This window comes from Paraflavisolibacter caeni (genome assembly GCF_025628885.1).
GTDB lineage: Bacteria > Bacteroidota > Bacteroidia > Chitinophagales > Chitinophagaceae > Flavisolibacter > Flavisolibacter caeni.
On record NZ_JAOTIF010000015.1, the window covers coordinates 43809 to 61935 of the forward strand.

General features: G+C 40.3%; 15 protein-coding genes. All 15 read left to right on the forward strand.

Features of this window, described 5'->3' with window-relative positions:
• Positions 1 to 601 precede the first annotated feature (601 nt).
• The 15 genes from OCK74_RS16745 (at position 602) to OCK74_RS16815 (ending at position 18116) form a co-directional block, all read left to right on the forward strand.
• Positions 602 to 1918 carry an MFS transporter gene (locus tag OCK74_RS16745; protein ID WP_279298211.1) on the forward strand — a complete coding sequence of 439 codons (1317 nt, stop codon included), beginning with the start codon at positions 602 to 604 and terminating at the stop codon, positions 1916 to 1918.
• Between the two features lie 35 nt (positions 1919 to 1953).
• On the forward strand, positions 1954 to 5517 hold the full coding sequence (locus OCK74_RS16750; protein ID WP_279298212.1) for a nitrate reductase: 3564 nt from the start codon (positions 1954 to 1956) through the stop codon (positions 5515 to 5517).
• Positions 5518 to 5679: 162 nt separating this feature from the next.
• Positions 5680 to 7170, forward strand: coding sequence for a rubredoxin (locus OCK74_RS16755; protein WP_341483203.1), 1491 nt, complete (start codon positions 5680 to 5682; stop codon positions 7168 to 7170).
• Between the two features lie 4 nt (positions 7171 to 7174).
• On the forward strand, positions 7175 to 7909 hold the full coding sequence (locus tag OCK74_RS16760; protein WP_279298213.1) for a sulfite exporter TauE/SafE family protein: 735 nt from the start codon (positions 7175 to 7177) through the stop codon (positions 7907 to 7909).
• A gap of 47 nt (positions 7910 to 7956) precedes the next feature.
• Positions 7957 to 8871, forward strand: coding sequence for a GTP 3',8-cyclase MoaA (locus OCK74_RS16765; RefSeq protein WP_279298214.1), 915 nt, complete (start codon positions 7957 to 7959; stop codon positions 8869 to 8871).
• A gap of 33 nt (positions 8872 to 8904) precedes the next feature.
• Positions 8905 to 9138, forward strand: coding sequence for a MoaD/ThiS family protein (locus OCK74_RS16770; RefSeq protein ID WP_279298215.1), 234 nt, complete (start codon positions 8905 to 8907; stop codon positions 9136 to 9138).
• Positions 9139 to 9212: 74 nt separating this feature from the next.
• On the forward strand, positions 9213 to 9668 hold the full coding sequence (locus OCK74_RS16775; RefSeq protein WP_279298216.1) for a molybdenum cofactor biosynthesis protein MoaE: 456 nt from the start codon (positions 9213 to 9215) through the stop codon (positions 9666 to 9668).
• Between the two features lie 24 nt (positions 9669 to 9692).
• Complete coding sequence (locus OCK74_RS16780; RefSeq protein WP_279298217.1) at positions 9693 to 10001, forward strand: Rdx family protein; 309 nt, start codon at positions 9693 to 9695, stop codon at positions 9999 to 10001.
• 38 nt (positions 10002 to 10039) lie between these two features.
• The gene (gene mobA, locus OCK74_RS16785) at positions 10040 to 10621 is read left to right on the forward strand and encodes a molybdenum cofactor guanylyltransferase (RefSeq protein ID WP_279298218.1); all 582 of its coding nucleotides are present in this window, start codon (positions 10040 to 10042) and stop codon (positions 10619 to 10621) included.
• Positions 10622 to 10882: 261 nt separating this feature from the next.
• The gene (locus OCK74_RS16790; protein WP_279298219.1) at positions 10883 to 11827 is read left to right on the forward strand and encodes a serine O-acetyltransferase; all 945 of its coding nucleotides are present in this window, start codon (positions 10883 to 10885) and stop codon (positions 11825 to 11827) included.
• Between the two features lie 95 nt (positions 11828 to 11922).
• Entirely contained in the window at positions 11923 to 12837 is a 915-nt protein-coding gene (cysK, locus tag OCK74_RS16795) for a cysteine synthase A (RefSeq protein WP_279298220.1), read from the forward strand.
• A gap of 89 nt (positions 12838 to 12926) precedes the next feature.
• The gene (gene cobA, locus OCK74_RS16800; RefSeq protein WP_279298221.1) at positions 12927 to 13766 is read left to right on the forward strand and encodes a uroporphyrinogen-III C-methyltransferase; all 840 of its coding nucleotides are present in this window, start codon (positions 12927 to 12929) and stop codon (positions 13764 to 13766) included.
• A 74-nt stretch (positions 13767 to 13840) separates the two neighbouring features.
• On the forward strand, positions 13841 to 15541 hold the full coding sequence (locus OCK74_RS16805; RefSeq protein WP_279298222.1) for a diflavin oxidoreductase: 1701 nt from the start codon (positions 13841 to 13843) through the stop codon (positions 15539 to 15541).
• A gap of 28 nt (positions 15542 to 15569) precedes the next feature.
• A complete protein-coding gene (locus OCK74_RS16810; protein ID WP_279298314.1) occupies positions 15570 to 17258 on the forward strand; it encodes an NADPH-dependent assimilatory sulfite reductase hemoprotein subunit in 1689 nt (562 codons plus the stop codon).
• A 99-nt stretch (positions 17259 to 17357) separates the two neighbouring features.
• Positions 17358 to 18116, forward strand: a complete 759-nt coding sequence (locus tag OCK74_RS16815) for a DUF2490 domain-containing protein (RefSeq protein WP_279298223.1) — start codon at positions 17358 to 17360, stop codon at positions 18114 to 18116.
• The last annotated feature ends 11 nt before the right edge of the window (positions 18117 to 18127 follow it).

An 18127-nucleotide genomic window follows, 5' to 3' on the forward strand; every position in this document is an offset into this window, starting at 1 on the left:
TAAATATTATTAAAATATCAAATTAAACAGTTGGTTTAAAATATGCAACTTCTTATTGTGTATAATTAATAATATGAAGTATTAACTTTGTTTTTACTGTTTATTATTTTTCATTCTTAACCAAAACCAAGACCCTGTTTATTTGCCCTGCCTTAAAAAGGTGGGGCAATTTGATTTTATAACTAAATGTTTATCATGATTTTATGTTGTTTTAATGGAGATCTTTTTTATTTAAGGATAATCCGTAGACTTGAAAGGAAAAGCTGTTTCTTGATTATTTGATGCTTTGGCAAATGAATTAAATATATTTATATCTGTTTTTGTTAGGTTGTTTGTAGAACAAATTCTATAATTTTACTAATAATAGAATAATTGATTAAAAATATAATATGAGTTGTCGATTTGTCGCTCCAAAGAATTGATGACTTGCTCTGTTAAAAACTTAAACCAACAAAAATGTGTTTCAAAAACAATTACACCAGCCGATGGTGGTTCAATAGGGATTTCTTTCTGGTAAACCAATGCCAGTCTGAAAAAGCACCAATCCTTCCTTTGATCCTTCAAATATTGAATTAAAACCTCTTCAAATTTTTGATTAGTTATGGCTGCAAATACATTGAAACCCCTTGATAAACTGAATATTTTCTCTGCCAGAGGTATCCAGATGCGTACCTTCCATATTACATGGCTGACCTTTTTCGTCTGTTTTTTCGGTTGGTTTGGCATTGCTCCGCTGATGCCAATTGTTCGAGAGCAATTACATTTAACTAAAGCGCAGGTAGGTAATATTACTATCGCTTCTGTATCTGCTACTATTATTGCCCGGCTGATCATTGGACGATTGTGTGATACGTTAGGTCCTCGTTTATCCTATACGATTTTACTTTTGATTGGCGCTGTTCCTGTTATCGGTATTGGATTGGCCAATAGTTATGAGAGTTTTTTGATTTTTAGATTAATTATTGGTGTCATCGGTGCTTCGTTTGTAATCACCCAGTTTCATACTTCCGTAATGTTTGCACCAACCGTTGTTGGCACAGCTAATGCTGTTGCTGGTGGTTGGGGTAATCTCGGTGGTGGTGTTACTAATATTGTTATGCCTCTAATCGCAGCCGCTTTTGTTGGTCTTGGTTATACCGGTACTGGTGATTCCTGGAGGTATGCTATGATCGTGCCAGGTGCTTTGTTGCTGGTGATGGCCTTTGTCTATTATAAATTTACTAAGGACACGCCTGCCGGTAATTATAAAGAAATTCAACGTGTAGCAAAGGAAAAAAAGAAAGGCACCTTTATCATAGCCTTAAAAGATTATCGAACATGGGTACTGGCATTTTCTTATGCAGCTTGCTTTGGTATTGAAATTACTGTTGATAATGTGGCAGCTACCTATTTTGTAGACAACTTTAAAACTTCAATCATTTTGGCCGGTACATTGGCTGGCATCTTTGGATTTATGAATCTTTTTGCCCGTGCCTTAGGTGGGATTTTCAGTGATAAAATTGGAAAGATTTACGGACTTAGAGGAAAGGGGCTTTTATTGGCTGGCTTCTTAGTGCTGGAAGGGCTTGGTATTATATTATTTGCTAAAGCTGGCAACCTGCCTATGGCGATTGCCTCCATGTTGCTTTTTGCGCTTTTCTTAAAAATGGCTAACGGGGGCACCTATTCTATTGTTCCTTTTATCAATAAAGAGGCTATTGGAAGTGTGTCCGGAATTGTTGGTGCAGGGGGGAATATCGGTGCCATGTTGATTGGTTTTTTATTTAAATCGGAAAACATCACTTATGCCCAGGCCTTCTTTTACATAGGTATTGGTGTTGCCATAGTTGGAGGTATAGTGATGCTTGTACACCTGCCAAAAGTTAAGGCAAAGGAAAGTGTTGTAATAATGGAAGAAGCTGCTGCAGCAAGAGCGTGATTATGTTTTAAAAATTAAATTATCAACCCTTTTTGATGACGGTAACGAAGCAAAATACTCATTCTTACACAACAACCTGCTGTTATTGCGGAGTGGGTTGTGGTATCGTGGTAAATAAGGATAAAAAAGGAAATATTACTGTAGAAGGTGATAAAAATCATCCGGTTAATAGGGGTATGCTCTGTAGCAAAGGAATGAATTTGCACTATGCTGCCAATGATAAAACCGACCGCTTGTTGTATCCCCAGGTTCGTTTTAATAAAAACATGCCACTCCAAAGAGTAGGATGGGATATGGCCCTGGAGCGGACAGCAGCAGTTTTTAAAACATTTATCAATAAATATGGTCCTGATTCGGTTGCATTTTATGTATCTGGTCAGTGCTTAACAGAAGAGTATTATGTTATCAATAAACTGATTAAAGGTTTTATTGGAAGTAATAATATAGATACAAATTCCCGCCTGTGCATGAGTAGCGCTGTTGTTGGTTATAAAATGGCATTAGGTGAAGATAGCGTACCTGTTTGTTACGACGACATTGAGTTGGCTGATTGTTTTTTTGTAACAGGAGCTAATCCTGCCTGGTGTCATCCCATATTATGGAGAAGAGTGGAGGCACACAAGGCTGCAAATCCAAACGTAAAAATTATTGTAGCCGATCCCCGGAAAACGGATACCTGCTCTATAGCAGATGTGCATCTGCAAATCAATCCAGGAACGGATATCACCCTTAACCATGCAATAGGCCGGCTGCTCATTGAGAATGGAGATGTGGATTTTGATTTTATTAAAAACCATACTGAAGGCTTTGAGCAATACAAGCAAATTGTTTTTAGTAAAACGCTGTCTGAGGCTGCCAAAATATGTGGCATATCAGAAGAGGATATTCAATTGGCCGCACGGCATATAGGCAATGCCAAAGGGTTCATTACCATGTGGACAATGGGATTGAACCAAAGTGCCGTTGGTGTCAATAAAAATTTAAGTTTAATCAATCTCAATTTAATTACGGGTCATATAGGAAAACCCGGATCGGGACCTTTTTCGCTTACCGGCCAGCCCAATGCCATGGGTGGGAGAGAAGTAGGTGGGCTGGCTAACATGTTGCCAGCGCATCGAAACCTGGCCAACCCCGCTCATCGTAAAGAAGTGGAAAACTTCTGGGGGGGCACTGCCATAGCTGATAAGCCAGGACTCACTGCTACCGAAATGTTCGAAGCCCTGAACAGTGGCCGGTTAAAAGCGATCTGGATCATTTGTACCAACCCTCTTGTAAGTATGCCTGATGTGCGTATGGTGGAAGAGGGTTTGAAAAAAGCAAAATTTGTTGTGGTGCAGGATGCAAGCAACAAGCCGGAAACATTAAAATATGCAGATGTTATATTGCCTGCGGCGACGTGGACAGAGAAGGAAGGCACTATGACCAATTCTGAGCGTCGCATCAGCTATTTGAATAAAATAGTAGATGCTCCCGGGGAAGCATTGCCTGATGCTGAAATTATCTGCCGCTTTGCCCAAAAAATGGGATACCATGGTTTTGACTTTCCAGATTTTTCAGCTATTTACGATGAACACGCGCGACTGACAGCCGGAACTAACATTGATATTACTGGTTTGAACTATCAAATCATCAAAGAAAAGAAAACTGTTCAATGGCCCTATCCTCAACACGAAACAGGAAGAGGTACACAGAGACTTTTTACAGATAAGATATTCTATACACCTTCCAGGAAAGCTATTCTTCATCCAGTTCCGGACGAGATCACTAGTGAAAAGCCGGACGCAGACTTTCCTTTTATTCTGACAACTGGCCGGATTCGCGACCAGTGGCATACAATGAGCAGGAGCGGAAAGGTAAATAAGCTAAAGCAACATATTGCACAGGCTTTCATTGAAATAAATCCTGAGGATGCACGCCGTTTAAACATCAAGGAAGATGATGTTGTAGATATTCGTTCCAGAAGGGGCGAAGTAAGGGTAAAGGCCAAACTAACAACGGGAATTAAAAAAGGTGTAGTGTTCTTGCCTATGCATTGGGGTAAGATCCTGGGTAATGATTTAAACCGCACTAATAATGTAACCAGTAGTTTGGTGGATCCTCTTTCAAAGGAACCTGATTTCAAATTTTGTGCAGTACATGTAGAAAAATATCAAAAGCCAAAGCAGCGCATTGTTGTGATTGGTGCAGGTGCCGGTGCTTTTGGCTTTGTCAAGTCCTACCGCGAAGTGAATCAAGATGATGAGATCATCATCTTCAGCAAAGAGAATTTTCCTTTTTATAACCGTGTGATGTTACCTGATTACATCAGTGGTGTACAAAGTTGGGATCAGCTGGTGAAGATGAAGGATGAAGAAGAACCTGGCTATAATATCCGGTTGTTACGCGGTGTAAGTGTTGAAAAAGTGGACAGGGAGCATAAGTGTGTTATCGACTCCAATGGTAATACTACATATTACGACGTTTTGATAATGGCCACAGGGAGCCGTGCTGCTGTACCGAAAAATGTACCCCAAATGCAGGGGATATTTACGATGCGTAGCCGCACTGATGCCGACAATTTTATCAATCATGTACCTAAGGATGGTCATGTAGTGATTGTTGGAGGTGGGCTATTAGGTTTGGAACTGGCTGCATCCCTGCGAGAGGTTGGTGTTCGAATTACCATTATTCAACGCATTTCCCGTTTCCTGGACAGGCAATTAGATATTCTTGGCAGCCAGTTGCTGCACGAAGAAATGGTGGACCAGGGTTGCGATATTTATTATAATGATGAAGTGCAAGTGTTTTATGGGCAGGAACAACTGACGGGCATTCGATTGAAAAGCGGACAGTATATTGAGTGCAATGCTATGGTACTTGCAATTGGCACAGTTCCCAATATTGAACTGGCAAGAGAATGTGGGTTGGCTTGTCAGCGGGGTGTAATCGTGAATGAGCGTCTGCAAACCAGTGACCCTAACATTTTTGCAGTTGGAGAGATTGCTGAATTCAAAGGTTTCCTTTATGGTATTACTGCAGCTGCAGAACAGCAGGCCGATATCGTTGCAAAGAATTTGCTCGGCGACATTGCTGCATGCTATGATGGTAGCTTGTTGATGAACATAATCAAAATTCATGGTTTTGATTTGTGTAGTGTCGGCATTCCTGAAAGGCTCAATGAAACAGACTATGAAGAAATTACATTCATCGACAGGGCAAAACGCTATTATAAAAAATGTATTATTCACCAGGACCGCCTGGTTGGAGCAATTTTGATTGGAGACAAGGCTGAATTTCAGGAATTCAAGGAACTTATAGCAAAGAAAACTGAGCTCAGTGAAAAGCGCTTGCAATTGCTTCGTAGTGGTAGTAAGGCAGAGCCGGTGCTGGGTAAGCTGGTATGTAGCTGTAATAGTGTTGGAAGTGAAAATCTCAAAAATAAAATAGCAGAAGGCTGCACAAATTTTAAAGATCTGTGTGCTCAGACTGGTGCGGGAACAGGCTGCGGTTCTTGCCGGCCGGAAGTGCAAAGAATTTTAGAAGAAAGCCTATCTCAAAATATCGATTTCGAAGGATTAAAAAGGATAGAAGAAAAAATGAAAGTAATGGCTGATCGCTGAAGAAAAGACCATACTTGTTTTTAGAATATTAAGCTTTATAGGCACAAAGAAACAGGTGGTGAACATTTCCGGAACGCTGTGTGAACCATGGTTTCTATTGTGCCTATAAAGCAATTAAATGGTAAAAGGGCAATGGCCCGGAAATTCAAATTGCAATAATAAATGTTTCAAAAAACATACAAAACTGTCAAGGTTAATTTGGCTGGAGGGATTGTTTCAGCAGGGGATTTGCTTTCTATTATAACAGCCGCTGAAAAAGCCAGGATTGAGGATGTTCAGTTTGGCACCCGCCAGCAAATGTTTTTGAAAGTAAAGGTGGAAAAGCTTGCCCAGCTGGAGGAAGACCTGAAATTGGCCAATATTTTCTTTGAGACCGAGGGTGATGAGTTTCCTAATATAGTAAGCTCTTATGTTACAGAAGGTGTTTTTCAAAGTGCCATATGGGTAAGTGAGGGTGTGTACAGGGATGTATTGGATCATTTTGATTTTCATCCTCGTTTGCGTATCAATCTTTCTGATTCCGGTCAGACCTTTATTCCATTCTTCACCGGCCATCTAAATTTTGTTTCTTCTGAAAAAAACAATTATTGGTACCTGTATGTTCGTTTCCCCAAAACGTCCCAGGTATATGCCTGGAATGATTTGGTTTATACCGGAGATATTCCACGTCTTTGTAAAATCATCGAGGAAATTATTTTGGGAAACAAGGAGCTTTTCTATGGCATCGAAAATATTTCAGCCGGAGATTTGTATAGGGTGGTTGCTGAAAAAGTTTCCTTTGTAAGTCAGCCTGTTGAGCAGCCTCTTAAATTACCTCAGTTTGCTTTGCCTTATTACGAAGGTTTCAATCAATATAATAATAAAACATGGCTGGGTATTTACCGGCGTGATGAACTGTATTCCATCGCCTTTTTAAAAGATATTTGTGCTATTTGCAAGGAAACCAAGATTGGACAGATTTATACCACGCCCTGGAAGTCGCTGATTATTAAAGGTATTGAAGTGCACCAGCGAAAACTTTGGGATTATGTGCTTGGTAAATATCGCATTAATGTACGTCATGCTTCCAATGAGTTAGGCTGGCAGGTAGAAGATTTAAATGAAGATGCCCTTAATCTGAAGCATCACCTCATTCGTCATTTTGATAAGGATGATGTTCGTACATATGGTTTGTGCTTTGCCATAAAGACGCAGCCAAATACTAGTCTTTTTGGGTCTGTAATTATCAAAAAATTGCCCAATGAAAGTCGCAACCAGCGTAGGGCGCTGGATCGTTACGATATATTATATACAAGAGATTTTAATCCCAATTCCAAAGAATATATTCTCTTTCGGAAAGAGGTTCCAAAAGAGTTCCTGGATACTTATCTCATTTCACTTTGTAAATATTATTATGAGCTGAATAGTGAACAGGATTTGATCCCTCATGAGGCTTACCAGGAAAATAATCCGGGGTCAGGCAATGAATCCCCAATTAAACTAGTGCATCAATGCCGTGACTGTTTGACTATATACGACGAAGCTTATGGGGATCTCACCAATGGCATTGAGTCTGGCCTGCCATTTAAAGACTTGCCGGATAGTTATGAATGTCCCACCTGTGGCGCCGGGAAGGAAAATTTTCAAACAATTGAACAGCCTTCTTTAGTTTAGCAGAATGGCTTTAGATGTTTTATTGCTGACATGTTTGTTGGTAGTTGGTTTTTTGTATGCTTCCGTAGGGCATGGTGGAGCCAGTGGATATATCGCAGTATTTTCCCTGTTTAATATTGCCATGCCGGCATATAAGCCCTGGGTTTTGGTCATGAATGTGATCATTGCCAGTATGGCATTTCTCCAATTTTACCGTTCAGGGTACTTTCGGTGGAGCTTGTGCTGGCCGTTTTTGCTTACTTCAATTCCTGCTGCTTATATAGGATCACAATGGGCTGTCCAAACAAGGTGGTATAATATATTTCTTGGACTGGCACTTATTTTTCCCGTGATCCGGTTAATTGGATTGCTTCCGCAAGAGCGTCCGAAAGCAGAAAAGGTAAACCTTTCTTTAGCCTTGTTGATTGGTGTTTTTGTTGGCTTTGCTTCTGGTATGCTCAATATCGGAGGTGGAATTTTTTTAAGTCCTGTCTTAATTATGCTGGCCTGGGCCAATGCTAAGGAATCAGCCGCTGCATCAGCCTTGTTTATTGTATTCAATTCACTAGCAGGTTTATTAGGAGGGAAATTAAGTGGGTATACCGCCACCACGTCTTCTTACCTTTGGCTTTTTGCCGCCCTGGTTGGCGGAGCTTTGGGTGCATTTTTGGGAAGCCGGTATTTTCAACAGAAGACAATCCAATATTTGCTGGCATCTGTGCTGGCTATAGCATCTGTAAAATTGATTTTCTTTAGCTAATGAATGAGGTGATAGATCAATATGGCCGAAGTTTTAAAACCCTTAGGGTGAGTCTACTCAGCAAGTGTAATCTAGGCTGTGTGTATTGCACTATGGGGGATGAAGAGGTGAAAGAAATAAATACTGGTGCTGCTATAAAAGCATTGTCTCAGGAAAGTTTGCTGAACATTATTGAACGATTACATAGAGAGCTTCAACTGGAAACGGTCCGCCTTACCGGCGGAGAGCCATTATTGTATCCATATTTGAGAGAGGTTATTGCAGGTGTAAAGCAGATAGGGATTCCTAAAATAAGGCTGACAACAAATGGTTTTCTACTTGAGCGACAGGCCGAAGGACTCAAGAAGGCAGGCATGCAGTCAATCAATGTTTCACTAGATGCTCTTGATGAAACCTCTTTCTTTATGATGAGCCGCCGCAACGGTGTACAAAAAGTATTGAATGGCATTAAAGTGGCGCTTGATGCAGGTCTTGAGATAAAGATCAACACTGTAGTCATGAAAGACATCAACGATAGGCAAATTTTGCCCTTGCTGGAGTATGCAGGAGCGCAAAATATAAGGATCCGTTTCCTGGAAGTGATGGCTATGGGACATTTGTATCATCAAAGAAAAAAGTATTTGCTTACAGAAGATGAAATACTTGAAACAATATGTCAAAAGTATCAGGTAAGCAAGCTAGAACGTATGGCTTCGGCAACTTCCAATTACTGGCAAACAAATGCTGGTCATATTTTTGGAATTATAGCTAATGAAAGCGATCCTTTTTGTCATGACTGTAACCGTTTAAGACTAGATAGTGAAGGCAATATTTATGGTTGCCTGAGCAGCAATCATCCAATTTCTTTAGTTGATGTCCATGATACATCGACCTTACATCAGAAGTTGCAAAAAGCGCTGAAGCAAAAGCAGGCAGTTCGGTTTACAGGTAGTGAATTGAGTATGTTACAGATAGGTGGATAAAAGTATATTTCAATTTTTAATTTCATATCGATCATGAAAGTTCAGGTGTTTGCAGGATTAAAAGAATATTTTGAACCAACTTTCGAGCTAGAAAAGGATGTACAAAGTATTGATGGTTTAAAACGGCAATTGATCCGGCTAAGGCCTTCATCGGCTGCCCTGTTGGAAAGTTGTCGTTTTGCAGTTAACGATGATTTCGTTGATGTGGATTATGAACTGAATGAAGGGGATACAATAGTGATCCTGCCACCCAGCAGTGGAGGGTAGAAGAAAAAGCCGCAGGCAATTGATCATGAGTCAAGCAAACTGACAGGTTTATTTTCAAATTTTCAAATTATTGCATGTTCATTTCCGAACAACCTTTAGATATCGTAGGTTTATTGGCTAGTGCACACCATCCTAAGGCTGGTGCCCTGGTTTTATTTAGTGGAGAGGTGCGAAATCATAACCTGGGAAGGGAAGTGGACTACCTTGAATATGAAGCTTATATTCCCATGGCTTCGAAGTTGATCCGGCAAATTTTAGATGCTGCGAATGCGAAATGGCCTTTAAATATAGCCATCGCACAGCACCGCATAGGAAAAGTAGCAGTAGGGGAGAGTGCTGTTGTGGTGATTACAGCCTCCCCGCACCGCCGTGAGGCTTATGAGGCAAACCGCTATATTATTGACCGAATCAAACATGAAGTCCCTATTTGGAAATGCGAGTTCTTTTCTGATGGGTCCAAAAAATGGGGAGGCAATTGCAACTGTCACGAGGTGACTGGCGATGTGAATAAGCACATTTATGACGTTTAAACAGCGAAAGTAAAGTTCCCATATATGATGAGTATTACCCCTGGTTCCTCTTCAATGGAAGGTGTAGTGATTATAGAATATTGTCCTAAATGTGGCTGGATGTTGCGTGCAGCCTACATGGCGCAGGAGTTGCTCACAAGTTTCACCGGCGATATAAAGGGGGTATTACTACGGCCAAGTCAAACTTCAGGTTCGTATACAATTTCAGTAAATGATAAAATCATCTTTGACAGGAAGACTAGTGGCCGTTTCCCGGAGATCAAGGAGCTAAAGCAAATGGTTCGGGATGAAGTAGCACCAAACAAAAGTCTGGGTCATAGTGATAGAAAATAAGCGGTCTTACTCCTAACTTTAACGAAAGGAATTCTGTTATGCAAAATCTTCTTGGCGTTATTTTATGTGGCGGTGAAAGTAAACGGATGGGAACCGATAAAGGATTAATTCAGCAGGATGGTAAAACCTGGGCTCAAATTGTTGCAAATAAGATCCCTGCCCTTGGCCTTCCGGTTGTCATTTCTATTAATGACAGGCAGGTTGAGGATTATGGAAGAATATTTTCATCAGATCATTTGGTGGTAGATAACGTAGATATTAATGGTCCTTTACGCGGACTGTTAACTGTTCACCAGAGCTTTCCTCAGAGTGATATCCTGCTATTGGCGTGTGATCTAATTGATATGGATACGGATACGATCCAAAATTTGATCTCTGTTGCCAAAGCTGACGAGAATTATGAGTTTTATGTATATGAAAATCATGGCTTAGCTGAGCCTTTCTGTGCCATTTACACTTCCAAAGGGTTAAAATCTGTTTATGACAAAGCGTTGCAACATGGTTTAACCCAGAATAGCTTCCAGAGTGTTCTTGCAAATGGTAAAACGAAAAGAATTGTGTTGAATAATCCCGATCCTTTCCGAAATTATAATACAATGCCTGGGCATCATAAATTTTAACATTTCATCATTTATCCTCCTAATCTTCATCTCTGGACGACTTTTATAGCAAAAAAGATAGCAATCTCTAAATATTTAGTCTACAAGAATGGTGGGTTATCTATTTGACCCCTATCTTTGCAAGCCAATCTACTATTTTTGTAGAGTATAATACATGCAGTCAGCTTATCAAATACGATGTTGTTGTATGCGCTCGATGCGCTAAAAACTTTCATTTATGTGGACGTACCATCTTCATCTTTCACTTTTTAATACAAATAAATGAGCAAAAATACAACCATCGATTTTTCTGCTTCCAATACAAAAAACAATATATCTGCTCAGAACAATGTACTTCTTAACCTGGTGCACCAGAAAGTTGGGCAACAATCATTTATAGAACAGTTGATTGAAAACAACTGCAAAAGGCTTAAATACTTTCCGGATAAGCAGACTGCTGAAGATTTTATAGAGAACCTGTTTGAATTTTTATTTGTCGGTCAGGCCGAATGTGGTTGTGATCTGAATACATTGACAATCAAGTTAAACCGGCTGAAGAGTACTTTTGCCTCTCTATTATCAGAGGTAATCAAAAAGGATGCATCGGAGAAGGGTGAAGAAGTGAGCGCACAAACTGAGATATTCTTTGATGCATTGCCAGGCATTTATGAACGTCTATTGAAAGATGCTGAGGCTATTTTGAAATCTGACCCTGCCGCCCAGAGTATTGAAGAGATCCTGGCTGCCTATCCTGGATTTTTTGCCACCGTGATTTACAGGCTGGCCAATCAAATGTGGAAGCAGGGAATATCTATTTTACCCAGGTTCTTTTCGGAATATGCCCATAGTAAAACAGGTATTGACATACATCCGGCAGCACAAATTGGGGAGTCTTTTTCAATAGACCATGGTACCGGAATAGTGATTGGTGAAACTGTAGTCATAGGAGACGATGTGAAAATATACCAGGGGGTTACCCTTGGCGCATTGAATGTATCCAAAGAGAACGCAAGTACCAAGCGTCATCCTACAATAGAAGATAATGTAGTGATTTACTCCGGCGCAACCATTCTGGGTGGGAAAACAATTATTGGTGCAGGAAGCATTATTGGTGGAAATGTATGGCTTACATACAGCGTACCAGCCAATTCAGTAGTGTATCATAAAAGTGAGGTAAGGGTAAAGGATAAGGAACCATTTCTTGAACCATTGAATTTTGTGATTTAATATAAAAGCCTGTATAAAAAAGTCATCCTTAACCATTCAAACGATACCAACAAACAGATTAACAAATAAACTACAAAACAAAAACAGCAAACCAGATGAGAGCAAATAACATTTTAGACACTATTGGAAATACGCCTCACGTACGCTTGAATAAGTTATTTGGTAACGGACATGAAGTTTGGATCAAGTTGGAAAGAAGTAACCCTGGCGCAAGTATTAAAGATCGCATAGCTCTAGCTATGATTGAAGATGCTGAACAAAAAGGTATTTTAAACAAAGACAGTGTAATTATTGAACCAACTTCAGGAAATACAGGTATTGGTTTGGCTTTAGTAGCAGCTGTAAAAGGTTATAAGTTGATTCTGGTGATGCCTGAAAGTATGAGCATTGAACGTAGAAGGCTGATGTCTATCTATGGAGCTGAGTTTGTTTTGACACCTCGTGAAAAAGGTATGAAGGGCGCTATTGAAAAAGCAGGAGAGTTGGTTGCCGCTACTCCCAATGCCTGGATGCCCCAACAATTTGATAATGCAGCGAATACAGAAATTCACCGTCGCACTACAGCAAAGGAAATCCTGGCCGACTTCCCTGAAGGTTTGGATTACGTTATTACAGGGGTAGGCACAGGCGGTCATATTACTGGTGTAGCTGAAGTGTTAAAAGAGAAATTTCCTTCATTGAAAGTATTAGCTGTTGAACCTGAATTGTCTCCTGTATTAAGCGGGGGAAATCCTGGGCCTCACCCTCTGCAAGGTTTGGGAGCGGGCTTTGTTCCATCTATACTCAATACTAAAACATTGGATGGAGTAGTTCAGGTAAGTAAAGATGAAGCTTTTGAATATGCTCAGCGCATCGCTAAAGAAGAAGGCATTCTTGTTGGAATTTCCACTGGTGCTGCCTTGGCTGCTGTTGCTAAAAAGCTCGCAGAAATTCCTGCAGGTTCTAAAGTGTTGACTTTCAATTATGACACGGGTGAAAGATACCTGTCTATTGAAGGTTTGTTCCAATAATAAAAGCAGAATAATCGATTGAAAAGATAACGAGCGGAATGTAATTCAATATTACATTCCGCTTCATAATTAAACCAACCATCTTAAAAATGATCCCTCAAATAGCACAATCAGGTAAAGTGATTCTTGTAGCGGCAGGTCCCGGTGATCCTGAGTTGCTAACTGTAAAAGCCGCCCGCTGGCTGCAAAAGGCCGAGGTGGTTTTAACTGACCGTCTGGTAAGTGAAGATATTTTGAAACAATATGTTTCACCTGGGGCAGAAGTAGTATATGTAGGAAAGCAATGCCGCCGCGGAGCTTCTACTCCCCAGTCCACGATCAATGATTTGCTAGTGCAATATGCTGTTCAGGGTAAATTAGTAGTACGGCTGAAGGGGGGAGATGTTTCCATCTTTTCTAATATTTTGGATGAGTTGCAAGTGCTATCAGTACACCAGATTCCTTATGAGATAGTTCCGGGGGTAACTGCTGCTTTAGGTGCCGCTGCTTATAGTGGCATACCTTTAACGGCCCGTAACTATTCAACTGCAGTGCGTTTTCTTACCTATTACAAGTCAGATATTGTTACAGATGCATATTGGAAAGAACTGGCAAATACGAATGACACTCTTGTATTTTATATGTCGGCGGATACACTAAGTGTATTAGTTGACAAACTGATTGAAAACGGAATCACAGCAGATAAACTGTTGGCAGTTGTAGAACAGGCCACAACCCCTCTACAAAATGTTTTTACCTGTAGTTTGAATGAATACAAGGAAAAAATTGGTAGCAGATCTTTTTTGTCACCTTCCCTGATTATAATTGGTAAAGTGGTAGCGCTCCATCACCAGTTCGGATGGCAGAAAAATAGTAATAGTGGAGAAGAATATTTTGCTCCTGTTGCCGGTAAGTTAGTCGCCTATAAAGACAAAGCTGAGAGAGCATAGTAATTACCCGGTTGGAATAGAGGTACATTACACGAGCTCATTTATAACTTTTAAATCACAATAATCAGAAGTTCATGTTAGCATCGCCAAAATTGAAAATGCTGGAAGATTTAATTACTGGTGCCACAAAAGAGGAAATTGCTTGGATCAGTGGTTATCTTTCCGGGTTAGCATCGCAGAATGGCGTACCGCAACAGTCCGTTGCAGTTGCGGCCAAACCTGCAGTTAATAAAATCACGATAGCCTATGGTACAGAGACAGGAAATTCTAAAAAGTTAGCATCTGACTTTGCTGCAAAAGCAAAGAGGAATGGCATCAATGCCAAACTGGTGAGTTTAGATCAATATCGCCTGACTGATCTTCCTAAAGAAGAATACTTCCTGGCAGTGATCAGTACACAAGGTGAAGGAGAGCCTCCTGCTTCTGCAAAGAAATTCTATGATCATATCCACGCCAACGGCTTAAAGCTTGATAAATTAAAGTTTGGTGTATTGGCCCTGGGCGATACTTCTTATCCCTTGTTTTGCAAAGCTGGCGAGGACGTCGATATTCAATTGAACAAATTAGGAGGCCAGCGCCTGGTAGATTTGAAAAAATGTGATACAGATTACGAAGCCGATGCGGCTAACTGGTTCTCTAATGTTCTTGAAACGTTAAGTGCTACTCAAACAACAACTCCGGCAGTTGCTGCCCCTGTAAGCGTTAAAAAGCCAACCGGTAAAAAGATTTACACAGGTGCCTTACTGAGCAATATTAACCTGAATGACAGAGGTTCTAAGAAAGAAACCCGTCACATTGAGATCGCCGCAGATGATGTTGAGTATCTGCCTGGTGATGCATTGGGGGTAATCCCTGAAAACCCAATCGGCGTAGTGGAAGCTGTGATTGGTTTGACAAAGGCTGATAGAAATAAACTCATACTTTTTAGAAACGAAGAAGTTACAGTTCATGATCTTTTGAGGAGAAAGCTGAATATTGGCTTTTTACCCGAGCGTGTGGTAAAGAAATATGCAGCTTTGGTTGGTGCTGATATTCCTGTAAAAAGGATGGCATTGATGGAATTACTGGACCTTTTCCCATTGAAAGATACTTCACAGATCGAGCTGCTGATAGAGATTCTGGAACCCCTGGCACCGCGCCTGTATTCTATTTCTTCTTCTCCTGACGCACAAAGCGGGGAGGTGCACCTGACTGTTGCCAGAGATCTTTTTTTGGTAAATGAAGAAATCCAGTGCGGTATCTGTTCTGATTACTTATCACATTTAAAACCGGGTGCTACAATAGATTTCTACATTCATAAAAACAATATTTTCCGCCTGCCACAGGATGATCGGGATATTATCATGATCGGACCTGGTACAGGTATCGCTCCATTCCGCTCTTTCCTGGCGCATAGAGATGCCATTGGCTCTAGTGGGCGTAACTGGCTTTTCTTTGGAGACCAGCATTTCGTTACAGACTTCCTATATCAAACCGAATTGCAAAACTGGTTACAAACCGGTGTGCTGACAAAACTGGATGTGGCATTCTCCAGGGATCAAAAAGAAAAGATCTATGTGCAGCATAAAATGTTGAAATATGGTGAGGAATTTTATAACTGGCTCAATAATGGCGCATCCATTTATGTATGCGGTGCTAAAGAACCTATGAGTATTGATGTAGAAGATACGATCCTTCAAATAATTGAAAATCATGGAAACAAGTCAATAGAAGAGGCCGTTCAGTTCATTGAGCAACTGAAAGAAGAAGGTAGATATGTAAAGGATGTGTATTAATTAAAAACAAACAGTCTCAAAACAAAACCTGATGTCTGATAATAAAAACCTGTCATCGACCGAGAGAATAAAAATGAATAGTGATGGCCTGCGTGGAACCATTGAAGAAAGCCTGGCCAATGAAATCACTGGTAACATTAATGAAGATGACCATACTGTAGTTCGTTTCCATGGAATGTACATGCAGGACGATCGTGACCGTCGCGATGAAAGAGCAGCCAAAAAACTGGAACGCCTTTATTCTTTCATGATCCGCCTGCGTCTGCCTGGTGGTTTTATGAAACCAGAGCAGTGGGTAGCATTACATCATATTGCTGGCGAAAATTCTACCGGCGTCATTAAGATCACGACAAGGCAAACCATACAGTTACATGGTATTTTAAAGTCCAGAATCAAACCAACATTAAAAGCCTTCAATGAAGCAGATCTGACTACTTTAGCAACTTGCGGTGATATTAACCGAAATGTGCTGGGGGTAGCCAATCCGGCGCAAACGCCTTTGCACGAGGAAATTTATACCTATGCAAAGGAGATCAGTGATCTTTTGTTACCTAAAACCCGTGGATATTACGAGATATGGCTGGATGAAAAAAAGATGACCGACAGAAAGCTGGAAGAAGATCCGCTGTACCAAAACCGTTATATGCCGCGGAAATTTAAAATCGCTATTGCTGTTCCGCCTAATAATGATGTTGATGTACTGACCAATGACATTGCCTTGATTGCAATTATTGAAAAAGGCAAGTTGAAAGGCTTCAATATTGCGATTGGTGGTGGGTTGTCTACTACACACGGCAACCCTTCTCATTATGCCCGCCTGGCTTCTGTAATTGGTTTTACTAAATCTAAAGAGAAAGTTTTAAAGGCTGTTTATGAAATCCTGACGATTCAAAGAGATTATGGTGACCGTAGTGACCGCAAGCTGGCTCGTTTAAAGTATACCGTTGATCGCCTGGGCTTAGACTGGTGGCGTGAAGAATTGGAAAAAAGGTGCGGATTCAAACTAGAAGATGCTAAGCCTTTTACCTTCAATGAAAGAAAGGATATCTATGGTTGGGCGAAAAGTAGTGATGGCAACTGGCATTATACATTATTTGTTGAAAATGGACGTGTGCTGGACGATGAAAAGGTTGCCATGAAATCAGCACTATTAGAAGCTGCTCAAACAGGTAAAGTTAACATCCGCTTTACCTGTAACCAAAATGTGATTATTAGTGATGTGGCCGAAAGAGATAAAAAACAGATCAACGAAATCCTTGAGCGCTACGGTGTTATAAAACATACCGATTCCGCCTCCGCTCTGCGTATCAACTCAATGGCATGCGTTGCGCTGAACACCTGTGCTCTTGCTTTGGCTGAAGCGCAGCGCTATTTGCCTTCATTGATTTCTAAAATTGAGCCATTGTTAGAAAAACATGGCCTGGAGAAAGATGAGATCATTCTCCGTATGACTGGTTGTCCAAACGGTTGTGGCCGCTCTTATGCTTCTGAAATAGGATTTGTTGGCACATCCCTTGGAAAATACAATATGCATTTGGGAGGGGACAGGTATGGTTTGCGCTTGAATAAGATTTATAAAGAGAACTTAGGAGAAAGTGAAATTCTTTCAGAGCTAGACAGCTTGTTTGGAGCATTCAAGGCAGAAGGCGCTAAAGATGAGACATTCGGCGACTTTACCTATCGAAAATATATCGTTCCTAAGTATGCTTTAGCATAATAAATGACCAGAGGTGCTTCAAACAGAAGCACCTCTTACAACAAAAATTTTTAAACTATTATTCTATTTATTTAATAGACTTTTGAGAATAGCCTGGATATGAAGCGAATGCCAACTATTTTATTTTTCTTGATTGCTATAGCGATAAAGCTTCCTGGCTTTGCTCAAAAACAGGTGTCTAAGTTCGAACAGATTTGGCTGGGATATGTGAGTAATACAAGGATATCAGAAAGGTGGGGGATATGGTTTGATGCGAACATCCGCACAAGGGATAACTTTACGAAGGGGCTTAATGTAACTATTATTAGACCAGGTATTATGTATTTTATAACAGATAATACCAATTTGACTTTTGGATATGCATATGCGAATTATTTTGCAGGAAATGATGGACGCACAATTGCATTGCCGGAACACAGACCTTGGCAACAACTTATCTGGACTAATCGATATCCAAAGCTTCGCTTGCACAATAGATTGCGGCTGGAAGAGCGTTTTCTGCGCAAATTAGAGAGCCCTGATAAATTAGGTAATGGGTACAATTTTAATTACCGGATTCGATATAGTTTTTCATTGTCAACACCCTTAAGTAAAAAAGCATTTGAGCCTAATACAGTTACTCTTGTATTGAACGACGAAGTGATGCTGAACTTTGGTAAAAAAATTCAAACCAACACATTTGATCAGAATAGGTTATTTGGCGGTTTAAATTATCATTTATCTAAACATAGTATCCTGCAGGCAGGCTATATGTATACCTTTCAACAACAAGGTACTGGTGCACAATACAGGAACATACATACTATAAGAATAAATTTTTTACATAATCCAGATCTAAGAAAAAAAGAAAGAATTTAATAATTAAAATA

What these genes read in the sequence shown, in the direction of transcription:
- OCK74_RS16745 (WP_279298211.1), top strand. Translation starts at nt 602, where the DNA reads ATGGCTGCAAATACATTGAAACCCCTTGATAAACTGAATATTTTCTCT.
- OCK74_RS16805 (WP_279298222.1), top strand. Translation starts at nt 13,841, where the DNA reads ATGTTAGCATCGCCAAAATTGAAAATGCTGGAAGATTTAATTACTGGT.
- OCK74_RS16755 (WP_341483203.1), top strand. Translation starts at nt 5,680, where the DNA reads ATGTTTCAAAAAACATACAAAACTGTCAAGGTTAATTTGGCTGGAGGG.
- OCK74_RS16775 (WP_279298216.1), top strand. Translation starts at nt 9,213, where the DNA reads ATGTTCATTTCCGAACAACCTTTAGATATCGTAGGTTTATTGGCTAGT.
- mobA (WP_279298218.1), top strand. Translation starts at nt 10,040, where the DNA reads ATGCAAAATCTTCTTGGCGTTATTTTATGTGGCGGTGAAAGTAAACGG.
- OCK74_RS16750 (WP_279298212.1), top strand. Translation starts at nt 1,954, where the DNA reads ATGACGGTAACGAAGCAAAATACTCATTCTTACACAACAACCTGCTGT.
- OCK74_RS16790 (WP_279298219.1), top strand. Translation starts at nt 10,883, where the DNA reads ATGAGCAAAAATACAACCATCGATTTTTCTGCTTCCAATACAAAAAAC.
- OCK74_RS16780 (WP_279298217.1), top strand. Translation starts at nt 9,693, where the DNA reads ATGATGAGTATTACCCCTGGTTCCTCTTCAATGGAAGGTGTAGTGATT.
- OCK74_RS16815 (WP_279298223.1), top strand. Translation starts at nt 17,358, where the DNA reads ATGAAGCGAATGCCAACTATTTTATTTTTCTTGATTGCTATAGCGATA.
- OCK74_RS16760 (WP_279298213.1), top strand. Translation starts at nt 7,175, where the DNA reads ATGGCTTTAGATGTTTTATTGCTGACATGTTTGTTGGTAGTTGGTTTT.
- cobA (WP_279298221.1), top strand. Translation starts at nt 12,927, where the DNA reads ATGATCCCTCAAATAGCACAATCAGGTAAAGTGATTCTTGTAGCGGCA.
- OCK74_RS16770 (WP_279298215.1), top strand. Translation starts at nt 8,905, where the DNA reads ATGAAAGTTCAGGTGTTTGCAGGATTAAAAGAATATTTTGAACCAACT.
- cysK (WP_279298220.1), top strand. Translation starts at nt 11,923, where the DNA reads ATGAGAGCAAATAACATTTTAGACACTATTGGAAATACGCCTCACGTA.